Annotated in this window: 8 protein-coding genes; 1 reads left to right on the forward strand and 7 read right to left on the reverse strand. The window is 45.2% G+C overall.

All coding sequences use genetic code 11. The features are described from left to right. Positions 1 to 67: 67 nt before the first annotated feature. The 3 genes from ACXAER_RS02345 to ACXAER_RS02355 all read right to left on the reverse strand — a co-directional run bounded on the left by ACXAER_RS02345 (position 68) and on the right by ACXAER_RS02355 (position 4,589). A complete protein-coding gene (locus ACXAER_RS02345) occupies positions 68 to 1,726 on the reverse strand; it encodes an alanine/glycine:cation symporter family protein (protein ID WP_334060558.1) in 1,659 nt (552 codons plus the stop codon). Positions 1,727 to 1,838: 112 nt separating this feature from the next. Then, the gene (locus ACXAER_RS02350; protein ID WP_474826221.1) at positions 1,839 to 2,975 is read right to left on the reverse strand and encodes a M14 family metallopeptidase; all 1,137 of its coding nucleotides are present in this window, start codon (positions 2,973 to 2,975) and stop codon (positions 1,839 to 1,841) included. Between the two features lie 168 nt (positions 2,976 to 3,143). Then, positions 3,144 to 4,589 carry a glyceraldehyde-3-phosphate dehydrogenase gene (locus ACXAER_RS02355; protein ID WP_474826223.1) on the reverse strand — a complete coding sequence of 482 codons (1,446 nt, stop codon included), beginning with the start codon at positions 4,587 to 4,589 and terminating at the stop codon, positions 3,144 to 3,146. A 192-nt stretch (positions 4,590 to 4,781) separates the two neighbouring features. On the opposite strand from ACXAER_RS02355, the gene ACXAER_RS02360 reads away from it, so the two are divergent. Continuing rightward, positions 4,782 to 5,666, forward strand: coding sequence for a DUF2989 domain-containing protein (locus ACXAER_RS02360; protein WP_474826225.1), 885 nt, complete (start codon positions 4,782 to 4,784; stop codon positions 5,664 to 5,666). 231 nt (positions 5,667 to 5,897) lie between these two features. On the opposite strand, the gene msrB is transcribed toward ACXAER_RS02360, so the two are convergent. The 4 genes from msrB to glgB all read right to left on the reverse strand — a co-directional run bounded on the left by msrB (position 5,898) and on the right by glgB (position 12,717). Then, the gene (gene msrB / locus ACXAER_RS02365) at positions 5,898 to 6,326 is read right to left on the reverse strand and encodes a peptide-methionine (R)-S-oxide reductase MsrB (RefSeq protein ID WP_474826227.1); all 429 of its coding nucleotides are present in this window, start codon (positions 6,324 to 6,326) and stop codon (positions 5,898 to 5,900) included. A 98-nt stretch (positions 6,327 to 6,424) separates the two neighbouring features. Continuing rightward, on the reverse strand, positions 6,425 to 7,978 hold the full coding sequence (gndA, locus tag ACXAER_RS02370; protein WP_474826229.1) for an NADP-dependent phosphogluconate dehydrogenase: 1,554 nt from the start codon (positions 7,976 to 7,978) through the stop codon (positions 6,425 to 6,427). A gap of 422 nt (positions 7,979 to 8,400) precedes the next feature. Next, positions 8,401 to 10,488: a glycogen debranching protein GlgX gene (glgX, locus tag ACXAER_RS02375; RefSeq protein WP_474826231.1), complete on the reverse strand. Its 2,088-nt coding sequence runs from the start codon at positions 10,486 to 10,488 to the stop codon at positions 8,401 to 8,403. Between the two features lie 48 nt (positions 10,489 to 10,536). Beyond that, positions 10,537 to 12,717: a 1,4-alpha-glucan branching protein GlgB gene (glgB, locus tag ACXAER_RS02380; RefSeq protein ID WP_474826233.1), complete on the reverse strand. Its 2,181-nt coding sequence runs from the start codon at positions 12,715 to 12,717 to the stop codon at positions 10,537 to 10,539. Positions 12,718 to 12,871 lie beyond the last annotated feature (154 nt).

Consider the following 12,871-nt stretch of genomic DNA (forward strand, 5'->3'; position numbering starts at 1 on the left):
CTGCCTTTTCGGTTCGCTTATTCGCCTAAAGACTTAAGCAGAGGCAGTACCAAAGATAGTTTTAGTGTTATTTTTTGTGTCGAGACCAGTAGTCATTCACTGTTTCTTTCATTTCCTTACATAGCAGCATGATGCCGAATAGGTTTGGCAAGGTCATTACTACAATTGCTACGGCAGAAAGCGCCCAAACAAGTGTAGTATCAGAGAATGCCGCCCAAACAAAGCCTGCCACGTAGATAACGCGATACGGCATCACCGAGCGTGGACCAAGCAAGTAGGTCATAGCGCGATCGCCATAATAAGACCATGCGATAGCGGTCGAGAAAGCGAACAACATAAGGCCGATGGATACAATGTACTGCCCTGCGTCTCCAAAGAAACCACGAGTAAAGGCAATAGTGGTTAGCGCTGCTGAGTGAACTAGCGACTTGCCGCTTACTTCAAGATTATCTTTGACCGGTTTTCCGTCGACAATCTTTAATGTGCCGGTAAATAAATCTTCACTACCTACTGCGTACTTCACGTCTTCTGCTATAGAACGTGCATTAAGTAGGGTAAACCCGTCGCTTACGGCAGTGCCGTTAACAACTGTAATTGAACCGGTGTAAGGTTCAACACTGTTTCCTTCAATTTCGTTCAAATAACCATAAAGCTTGTTTACGTCTGCTTGATTTGTATCGTCGTATTGGCCTGCTACGAAGTACATGTCTGAACGGTCGAATACGTTTTCGTGTTTTTCTTTCCAAACCCCTGACGACAGAATAACTAAACCAGTAACGGTACAAATTAGAATGGTGTCGATGAAAGGTTCAAGTAGTGAAACCATACCCTCTGACGCAGGCTCTTTTGTTTTTGCTGCTGCGTGAGCGATAGGTGCAGAGCCTTGACCCGCTTCGTTCGAAAACAAGCCGCGGTTAACGCCACGGTTAAACGCATAAGCTAAAGAAGCCCCTAAAAAGCCACCTGCAGCTGCTGAACCGGTAAACGCATCGCCAATAACTGCGGCAAATGATGGACCGATATTTTCTAGATTAGCGAAAATAACGGCAAGGGCACCAATAAGATAAATAACAGCCATAACGGGAACAACACGCGCTGTAAACGCGGCAATGCGTTGGATACCACCAAGAATAACCAAAGCAAGAAGAATACCCAGTACGCTTCCCACTACCCAGGGTTCGAAGCCAAAGGTAGCTTCAATACTTTGTGCAATACCGTTGCTTTGTGGAAGATTACCTGTACCAAATGAACTGACTACTGTGGCAATTGCAAAGGCTACCGCAAGCCACTTCATGTTCAAGCGGCGGTCCATATAATACATGGGGCCACCCGCCATGGTGCCGTCTTCTGTCTTTACGCGATATTTATGCGATAGGGTTACTTCTACAAATTTGGTTGTCATACCCAAAAAAGCGGTTACCCACATCCAAAATAGTGCTGCGGGGCCACCAAGGAAAATAGCGAAAGCAACACCTGAAATGTTACCTGTACCTACGGTACCAGACAATGCAGTAGTTAGTGCACGAAAGTGCGTGGTGTCACCTGGATCGCTCTCTTTATCAAACTTACCAGTCACAACCTGCCAAGCGTGTTTAAAGAAACGAATTTGCGGAAACTTAAGATAAACCGTAAAGAAAAGACCTACGCCTAATAGAACATAAGGAAACCAGAACGCGCCCCCTAAGAATCCATCGAGCATAGTTAGAAAACCATATAACCCTTCCAACGTTATTCCCCTTTTTTATTATGTTTAATTGTTGTTTTATTTTGATAATTAAAAGGCCTCTTTTTGTCGAGGCCTTTTTTACAGAAGCTTTCGCTTCCTTATTCTTATTTTATTACTCTGATGCTTTTAGCTTTTTAACAACTGCATTCACACCAATAAGCAAATCTTCACCTAACTGACGGCTACGCTGCACCGACCAACCGTATATGTCGTCTGGTACATCAGCGTTGTCTTTAAATGGCATTTCTACCGTGTACGCCATACATTTGAATTTCTCGCCCACTGCATTTGACGCTACGGTTAAATTAGCCTTGCCTGGTTCGTCTTTATCGTAGCCAAACTCGTCTTGAAACTCTGGTGTCGCATTTAAAAGCGCATCTTTAAAGGTGTTTTCTAGCATCTTTATAGTGTCATTGTAGCTAGGGTTACCTTCGCTTCCTGCTACAAAGTTGTACGGCAATGCCTCATCACCGTGCAAATCAAGATACATGTCTACACCAATTTCGCTCATTGCATCCAGTACGTAAAGTACTTCTGGGCTTTTTTCTTGCGAAGGCGTCGCCCACTCGCGGTTTAGATTGGTTCCTACAGCGTTAGTACGCAAATGACCGCGTGCGCTGCCGTCTGGGTTCATATTTGGCACAATGTAGAAAACAGCACTATCAAGCAACTGTCGCGCCAAACCATCTTGCTCGTCGAGCAGACGGTAGATAATACCTTCGGCACACCACTCGGCCATGGTTTCGCCAGGGTGCTGACGTGCCGTGATCCAGACTTTTTTCTTTTCTGGTGTTTCTTCACCGATAACCAGCATAGACATATCGCGGCCATCTAGGGTAAGGCCTAAAAACTTATGCTCGCACAATAATGACATTTGCGCGTCGTGCACAAGATCAAGGTGGCGTTCGTAGCTATACGGAATGAAATACGCAAAGTAAACGCTGGGCTGTTCTAGCGTTAGTGAGAACGTAAGGTTATCGCCGTCAAATTCGCTAGGAATTCTAAACCAAGTTTGACGGTCGTAAGACGCTAGAACGTTATATCCTTTCCAACCTTCTGGATACGCTGACTTAGCCAGATTACCAATAGTCATTGTGTGAGTTACAAAAGTTTCGCCCACTAAACGAAAATGGAACCACTGAGCAAATTCAGATTGGTTGTCGTTAGGAATGGTTAGACGGATATCGTCTGGTGATTGTGCGCTAACAACTTCAATGTTACCGCTGTCGAATTGACTGGAAATATGCATAGACTGTCGTTTTCCTCATTATTTGAGCGCTAATTTAGCATAGACGTAAACACAAATTCCACGCACACAGCGGGTTTTGTACTGTCGAGAGTATACAAAATGTTTACACCATTAAAAAACCGACCACTTAGGTCGGTTTTTTGTACAGTTTCTTGTAATGCGTGTTACTTACAGCGGCAACGTAGGAAAGCTTAGTCCTGCCATGTCACGAACTACGCGCAGTACCTGACAGCTGTAACCAAATTCATTGTCGTACCATACATATAGCGTCAGGCGGTTATCGGCGGCGATAGTTGCCTGAGAGTCAACCACAGATGCAGCGCGAGAGCCGACTAAGTCTGTAGATACAATCTCTTTACTAGCTGTGTAATCAATTTGGTGTTGAAGCTTTGAAAACAGTGCGGTATCGCGCAAAAATTCGTTAACGGCAATGCGATCCACCGGCGTCTTAAGATTTAGGTTTAAAATCGCTAGCGATACGTTTGGCGTAGGTACACGTATAGCGTTACCGGTAAGCTTACCTGCCAACTTCGGGTAGGCTTTTGCGACGGCTTTTGCTGCGCCTGTTTCGGTAATAACCATGTTAAGTGGCGCGCTACGCCCGCGACGGTCGCCCTTGTGGTAGTTGTCGATAAGGTTTTGATCGTTAGTGTAAGAGTGAACCGTTTCAACGTGACCGTTTTCAATACCATACTCTTCGTCTAGTGCTTTAAGCACTGGCGTTATCGCGTTAGTCGTACAGCTTGCAGCAGATACAATTGTATCTTCCGGTGTGACTTCTTCGTCATTTACACCGTGCACGATATTTTTAATGTCTCCTTTACCCGGCGCTGTAAGGATAGCTTTCGCTGCGCCTTTCGCTTTAAGGTGAAGACCAAGGCCATCGCGGTCACGCCAAATCCCTGTGTTATCTACGATGATAGCGTTGTCTATACCATATTGGGTGTAATCCACTTCTTCTGGACTGTTGGCATAAATGACTTGAATGTATGACCCGTTCGCTTTTAGCGCATTACGTTCATGGTCAACTGTGATGCTGCCGTTAAACGGACCATGGACAGAATCGCGGCGCAGCAAGCTTGCGCGTTTTTCTAGGTCGCCATCGCGTCCGCCTCGAACCACAATGGCACGTAGGCGAAGCTTGTTGTTTTTACCCTGACGCTCAATAAGCAAGCGAGCAAGTAAACGACCTATACGGCCAAAACCATATAGTACAACGTCCTGAGGTTTCTGATCGTCCTCTTTGTCGGCAACGTCGTTTAGTTTTTCGTTAAGGTAGGCCGTAAGGTCGTTGTTGTCGACCGCAGAACCGTAGTGAAAATCAAAAGCCAATTTACCAATATCAATTTGTGCAGGAGCAAGCTTCATGGTGCTCAAAGCTTCTAAAATAGGGTAGCTTTCGCGTAGGCGTAGCTTGATACCTTCGTGCAGACGCACTTTGCGGTGCGCTTTAATAACATCAATAGCACTGGCGTTCAGTAGCGAGCGTCCATAAACTGAAATTTCAACTGCCTTATTGCGGTACAGTTTACCAATAAGGGGCAACATCATTTCTGCGTATTCCTGACGCTCTTGCCAGCTGCTTTGTAATTCCTGCTCAAACTGTTGATTCATGCTTCTGCCTTCATCGATATTAAATTAACGGTGTTGTCATTGTTGTCTGCGCAACCAATTTATTATTGGCCCAAACGCTTCTAACTAATCCTAATTACGCGTCAGCTTTTTCTTATTTTTAGGGTACACTAGGTGAGTTTTCGCCTGACGGTGACGAGCAGTATCTTAAATAAACAAGCAAGGAAGACCAAATTGTTGATAAGTTTCAAAACCTCTATGAAAACTCGTACAACAACGAATTTATTTAGTAAGTTTCCAACAAAAAAGCATCTAGCGACAGTGTGGCTGGCAGCAGCGACAACACTCACCGGTTGCGGCGATCTTTTTGAACCTACTATTAGTGAAATTTGTGAATCTCACAGCGAGATTTGCTTAGATTTGAGTTTGGATGCCCGTTGTCGCGGCGAGCGAGCTGAGATTATTCGCTTACGTTACTACAATCAAGATTCAAAAGACGACGCTTACAAGTACCCGCTCCTTCTGAACTTCGAAGAGTATCTCACCTGCGTTGAAGAAGTGCAGCATATCGAACACGTTAAACGCAAAGGCAAGGAAGCGACACGGCTAAAAGGCGTTATTACTGCCCGGCGTGAAATTAAACGCCTAAGCCGCGAGACGAAAGACTCCCTTGATCCTTATCTTTCTTACTATCACTGGACACGATACAACGACAAAGATGCTTTTCATCGCTTCGAGCGCTTTGCGGCCAGCAATCAGGTCACCGATCCAAAATTATTAGTCGAACTCGCTTCTGTGCAAATAAAAACAGACCAGAAGCGCACCATCAATACTCTCTATCGCGCACTGAGTTTGTATATGGATAGTGATAATATTGATGTCAGTATCTTTTACTCTCTCGCTTCAATGGGAATGGACAGAGAGAACTATCGCCTTGCTTATGTGTGGTATGGAGTCGCTGAAAACTATGACGAACGACTTAACGAGACACAACGCATGCAGCTCGGTAAGAAGTACGCCCTGCCTGTTGAGATATTGGACAATATTGTCGATGAAATCGTCAGTAGTCTGAATAGTGCAACCTTCAACGCAGATTCGTTAAAACTCGATAATCTTTAATTTTTTGAAATTCAATTACACAATTTCATTAGTAAATAATTAAAAAAACCGCCTTTTATGGGCGGTTTTTTTGATATTGATTTCAAGGCGCTTAATGCAAGGTTAAATTTTAACCAGATGTTTACCTTATACCAGTCCGCATTGATAATTACCCACTGAGGAGGCCATTATCAATGCAGACTAATATTGCCTAGCGCTCAATTGAAGTAATGACCCATCTGACTTGGCCATTTAACCTTTAATTTCTGTATCGTCTTCACCTTTAAAGGTCATAGATAGCGAATTTACGCAGTACCGTTGACCCGTTGGCGCAGGACCATCTGGAAATACGTGGCCCAAGTGCGAGCCACACTGCTTACAAAAAATCTCAACTCTACGCATACCGTGACTCAAGTCTTCTCTATAATCTACATTCCCGTCATCAAGCTGCTTGTAGAATGAAGGCCATCCACAACCGGCATCAAATTTAGTATCTGAGGGGAAAAGTGGCGCTTCGCAGCACTTGCAGACGTACAAACCATCCCGCTGTTCGTCTAGCAACACACCGGTAAAAGGCCGTTCAGTGCCGGCTTCCCGACAAACATAATATTCCTCATCGCTAAGCTCAGTTTTCCAGTCTTTTTCAGTCGGTGATGCGTTTGGGTTCTTACCTGTCGACATAAATTACCTCTTAAACAAAAAAGGTGTATTTGAGAACAAATACACCTTTTCATAGTTTACGCTCAAATATGAACGTTTGTACCACTATTTATTTAACACTATCTCTTGATAGCAGTTTGTGGACGCGCGGGATCACTCCACTCAATGTGATACTTCTTGCCCGCTGGCTTATCTACTCGCTGGTAGGTATGCGCGCCAAAGTAATCGCGCTGGCCTTGTAACAAGTTAGCTGGCAGTACTGCAGTGCGATATGAGTCGTAGTAGCTAAGCGCAGACATCATTGCTGGGCACGGAACCCCAGCAAGCGTTGCCTGAGCGATAGACTCCCGCCAGTCAGCTTGATACTGCGTAATTTGCTCTGCAAAGAACGGATCCATAAGCAAGTTTGCTAAGTCTTCGTTGTTCTCGTAAGCCTTAGAAATCGATTGTAAGAATACCGCGCGAATAATACAGCCTGCACGCCAAATCTTTGCGATTTCACCAAATTCAAGTGTCCAGCCGTGTTCTTTGCCTGCCATTGCCATCAACTGGAATCCTTGGGCATAAGCACAGATTTTCGAGCAGTAAAGCGCTTGCTCTAGCTTATTGATGATAGACGTTTTTTCTTCATCGCTGAACGTTGGTGCATCAGGTCCAGAGAGTACTTTACTAGCAGCAACACGCTCGTCTTTCAAACTCGAAATACTACGTGCGAATACCGCTGAAGTGATGGTCTGTGCCGGACTACCTACTTGTAACGCGCTTACTGCAGTCCAAAGGCCAGTGCCTTTTTGACCTGCTCTGTCTAAGATGACATCAACCAACGGCTGCTGCGTTTCAGGGTCCATTTGCTCAAGGACTTCTGCACTGATTTCCATCAAGTAGCTATTGAGCTTGCCTTCGTTCCACTTTCTAAATACTTCCGCAATTTCAGCAGGCGCCATATGCAGCGCTTCACGCATAACATGGTAAGTTTCGCAGATAAGCTGCATGTCTGCGTATTCAATGCCGTTATGCACCATTTTTACATAGTGCCCTGCCCCAACGGGGCCAATATAAGTCGCACATGCTTCGCCTTCTAACACAGGCTGACCTGGCGTATGGCTTTCTAATGGTTTACCTGTTTCTGGGTCAACCTTTGCAGCAATAGCTTTAAGAACAGGCTCAATGCGTGTCCATGCATAAGGGTTGCCTGAAGGCATAAGAGATGGCCCGAAACGAGCGCCTACTTCACCACCTGACACGGCGGTAGAGAAGAAAATAAATTTACCTTTGTACTGCTCTTCACGTGCCACAGAGTCTGTCCACAAGCTGTTTCCAGTATCAACCACTATGTCGTCAGCGTGAATACCCGCATCGATAAGGTGATTACAAACATGGTCAACGGGGTCGCCTGCTGGCACAGAGATAATAATAAGATGCGGGGCTTTTAACTTGCTTAAAAGCTCGGTGTAGGAACTGCAGCCTTCAACACGAGGCTCAGTATTTTCGGCTCTTTCGCTTGCGTCTTTGGCAAGAATAGACTCAACCTTATTTTGGTCTAAATCAAAACACGCTACACGATAGCCATGGTCCACTAGGTTCATGGTAAGGTTACTACCCATCACCCCTAAACCAATAAAACCAATATCACACGACTTGTCTTCGTGCGAATTACCACCTTTCTTTTGCATAGGAACACCCTCACATTTCAGATGGCTGCGCATGATACCACCAGAAAGAATAAAGAACAGCTTAAGCTCACAATTTAGCGCGCGCTGGTGTAAATATCACCAGCGGTAAACATTAACAGGTTTTTTAGGCCAGTTTGAATCAGAAATTTGTATTTATTTAGCGTCAGGTAATATACACATCAACACGCCGAGCAAAATTTATACAACTGTAAAGACACTGTAGTGTTTTCTAGCTGTGTGCGTCGCTCGCTAGATACAAGCGTCTGGGCTTATCTAGCTAAGTTTACTTCGCTAGATAGAAATTAATAAGGTTTGCGTTCGCTATTAACGCCGTGAGCTTTGTTAAAATAAGCGGCACTTGGAAGACAATTAAGATCCAACATGCAGCATTGCGGTTTTAAGTCATTTTGAGCGTTCAACTACTATTCCGAAAATTGGGAAAAACTGAACAACGTGAGAGATTTACTGGCTTGTAAAAATACCTTTTGAATACAAATCGAAGGTTGTTCATCTAGTGAGCTGTAGCGCGTGTCTAAATGCATGGTCCACCCGCCTTTCGGCATCACAGTTGGCAGGTGAAAACGCACGTCGCTATCGCTAGCGTTCACACACAAGAACCAATGCTCGGGCTTTTGGTCGCCAATAGCACAGCCCTTTATTTCAACACCAAACGCTTTGTTGTGGTGCGCATTCCAATCTTCAGACGCTTTGTCCGACCCGTCTGGCTTGTACCAATTAATCTCTTTAACGTTTCTCGATAGTGTAAAAGTATCGTCATGAAGCTTTAATTCACTTAACAGTGACGACGATTGACGCAAGCGCACTACGTACTGGCAAAAGCTTAAAAAGTCCTGTTTACGCTTGTTCAGTTCCCAATTCATCCAGCTAATGGGGTTATCCTGGCAGTAGGCATTATTATTGCCGTTTTGGGTACGACTTAACTCATCACCGCCGAGTATATGGGGCGTACCTTGGGAAAAAATAAGGGTTGCGAACAGATTGCGTTTTTGACGCTCTCGCATAGAAAGAACTCGCTCGTCATTCGTTTCCCCCTCAACACCATAATTGGCAGACAGGTTGTGTCCATGACCATCTCGATTTTCTTCTAAGTTATCAAGATTGTGGCGCTCAGCGTAGGTCACCATATCGTGCAGCGTGAAGCCATCGTGATAAGTCACATTATTTACCGATGTGCTGATATGTCGTCGACCTTTGTGAAAAATATCGCGCGAGCCCATTAAGCGGGTAGCAAAATCTGCAGTAACGCCATCGTCACCACGCCAGAACGCACGCACCGTGTCACGGTATTTGTCGTTTACCTCTAACCATGGTGACGGGAAGTTGCCGACTTGGTACCCATTCGGACCAATGTCCCAAGGCTCAGCGAGCAGCACCTTGTCTTTTAAAACCGGATCGCTACTGATGGCTCTCAGTAACCCTGATTTGTTATTATATTCCTGCGGCTCTCTTCCTAAACAAACTGCCAAATCGAAGCGAAAACCGTCAACGCCAATAACGGATACCCAATGACGCATGGCATCCAAGATAAGTCCCATCATAAATGGCTGGGCAGTATTCACTGTGTTACCACAGCCAGAGTGGTTGGAATAAACTAACTCTCCGTTTTTCGTTTGTTCTATCAAATAAGCTTGGTAAGGACAAAAGCCCTTGTAGGATAGAATTGGACCGCCAACACCTGCCTCTGCTGTATGGTTAAATACCACATCAACGATCACTTCTAGGCCTGCACTGTGATAAGCGTCAACCATAGACTTAAGTTCAGCGAGCGCATCAGAAACACCATAGCGGGGTTCAGGGGCAAAGAAGTTGACCGGGTTGTATCCCCAATAGTTTGTTAAACCCTTATCGGTGATAAAAGGCTCTGGCATAAATGAACACAAAGGCATGAATTGCACCGTTGTTGCTCCTAAAGCCTTAATGTGATTAATCACGCTGGGGTGAGCTGCACCAATAAACTTCCCTCTGTGTTCTTTTGGCACATCAGGGTGAAGTTTTGTTAACCCTTTTACGTGAGCTTCATACACCACGCGCTTGTGTTTAGGTATATTGGGCGAACTAACATGATTGGTTGCATAGTCATTATGATCTATGACTATGCACTTTGGGATCATAAACTGAGAGTCGTGCTTGTATTGCCTTGCGTCCCACTTTATTGCACGGCTGATTTTTTTCGCGTACGGGTCAATTAGCAATTTTTCGGTGGGGACAGCATGTAAACCGTTTTCTCCGCGTTCGACACGGTACCCATAGTATTGACCCGCATTTACACCGCTAAAATGACCGTGCCAAACATCGCCGGTTTTCTCGGGCAAAGGGTGCTCGCTAATGGCCTCCTCTGTGTCGCTGTTGAAAAAACACAACACGACTGCCTTCGCATCGGGTGCGTAAACAGCAAAATTACATCCATCGTGAGTCAGTGTGGCGCCAAGTGGTTGGGCTTCGCCCATTCCACTTCCTACTATTAGCGCGGTGTCTAAAGTTTCGTTCACTACGTTCTCAATTTATTTATTCGCTAAGGCTTACGCGCCCTAGAAGGGTTAATCTACGTTGGCAACATAAAATACCGTGGCAAGCGGCGGTAAGGTAATCTCAGCAGAATAAGGACGCTCATTCCAAGGCTGAGGTTGCGTATTTACATTAGAGACAACATCATAGTTGCTACCCCAGTACGCACCATCATCAGTGTTCAGCAACAGCGATAGCGTGCACGCATCATCCACGCCTATTCTAAATTTCTCACGTGGTACAGGTGTAAAATTAGACACCACATACACTTTCTGCTTTGCATCTTTTGACGTACGCACAAATGAAACTAGGCTTTGACCAGCGTTACTGTGATCTAACCAAGCAAAGCCGCTAGGGTCATGGTCTTGCTCGTATAGCGCTGGCGTCGACGTATATAGGTGATTGAGCGCTTTATAAAGCGCTTGAACACCCTTGTGTTTATCATAATCGAGCAGATGCCAGTCTAGGCTGCTGTCATGGTTCCACTCACGGGCCTGTGCAAGTTCATTACCCATAAAGTTAAGTTTCTTGCCAGGGTGACCGTACATAAAGCCCGCGTAACAACGCAAGTTTGCGGCTTGCTGCCATTCATCGCCTGGCATTTTGTGCAGCATACTGCCTTTGCCATGCACAACTTCATCGTGTGAAATAGGCAATACGAAGTTTTCGTCGAACGCGTAGACCATACTAAATGTGATGTCACCATGATGATAGTTGCGGTACGCAGGGTCTTTAGCGATGTAGTGCAAAGAGTCGTGCATCCACCCCATATTCCACTTAAAACCGAAGCCTAAGCCACCGTCAAAAACAGGTCGAGAAACCTTCGGAAATGAAGTTGACTCTTCAGCAATGGTCATGGCGTCAGGGAAGTGTTTATACACCTCTTCATTCATCCATTTGAGTAAGCTAATGGCTTCATAATTTTCGTTGCCGCCATCAACGTTTGGGATCCACTCACCGTCGTTACGTGAATAATCGAGATAAAGCATGGATGCAACAGCATCAACACGCAATCCATCCACGTGGAATTTATCTAACCAAAACAGTGCATTTGCTACTAAGAACTGACGTACTGTATCTTTGCCAAAATCGTAAATGCAAGAATTCCAATCTGGATGCCAACCCTTTCTTGGGTCTTCATATTCATAGACACATGAGCCATCGAATCTTGCTAAGCCGTGACCGTCTTCAGGGAAATGCGCTGGTACCCAATCAATAATTACGCCGATACCCGCTTGGTGGGCCTTATCAACAAAGTATTTGAATTCATCTGGGTTTCCGAATCTGCTCGTTGGAGCAAACATGCCCACTGGCTGGTAACCCCATGAACCATCAAAAGGGAACTCTGAAATAGGCAACAACTCAACATGAGTGTAACCCATATCGCTGACATAGCTTATCAAATCATCAGCCAGCGCTTTGTAGGTTAAATAGCGCGCCTCTGTTTCAATGCCCGGGCGCTTCCAAGACCCTAGATGTACTTCATAAATGCTCATCGGGCTGCTGTATTTATTGCCCTTTCGCTTTTCCATCCAAGCGCTATCATTCCACTTGTAGAAGTTGTGGTCATAAATTTTCGACGCGTGCGATGGGTATTGCTCTGCGCTGAAACCTAGGGGGTCAGCTTTGTGCGGCAGGTCATGGCCGTGCGCATCTTTAATTTGGTACTTGTAGCGCTCTCCTTCACTGAGTTCTGGCACAAATAATACCCAGTAACCCATAGAAGTCTTTTCCATAGGATGTAAACGACCATCCCACTGGTTGAAATCGCCAATAAGTGAAACCGAACTTGCATTCGGGGCAAACACGCAAAACCTTACCCCTTTTACAGCTTCACCATTTGGTGAAGCCAAGGTAATAAGTTGCGCGCCACCTTGCTCATATAGGTTCGCAGGCGTGCTATCAATGTAATGTACTGCGTGATAAGCCTGTTCGGAAAACTGATAAGGGTCGATATAACCTTTGTCGCCTTTGCCTTTAACGAGAACCCGATAAATTTCGCCCTGATAGTTTTCTGGCAGTGGTGTTTCGAACAAACCATTGCTTGAAGTAACGGCTGTGTCCTTTAGCGCAGGATTGCCCCATTTGATCGTTATTTCACTCGCATTAGGATTCCAAAGGCGAAGTATAGAACTTTGCTCATTTGCAACTACACCTAAATGGGAAAACGGCTGAGAACATAATACCTGTTCGAACTGCTGCGCTAATTGCATTCGCTACTCCTAGTAAAAACCCGCATAGCAGCGGGTTGAATTGAGAGCTTAAATGTACCGTTCAATTTTAAGCTCTGTCTAGTACCGTCGTGGTACTTTATCTTACTCGTTTAAGTTGCCTAGGCAACTGTCTGTTATCAATTCTTTGATAATG

Source organism: Alteromonas sp. AWJ4_199, from assembly GCF_056159165.1.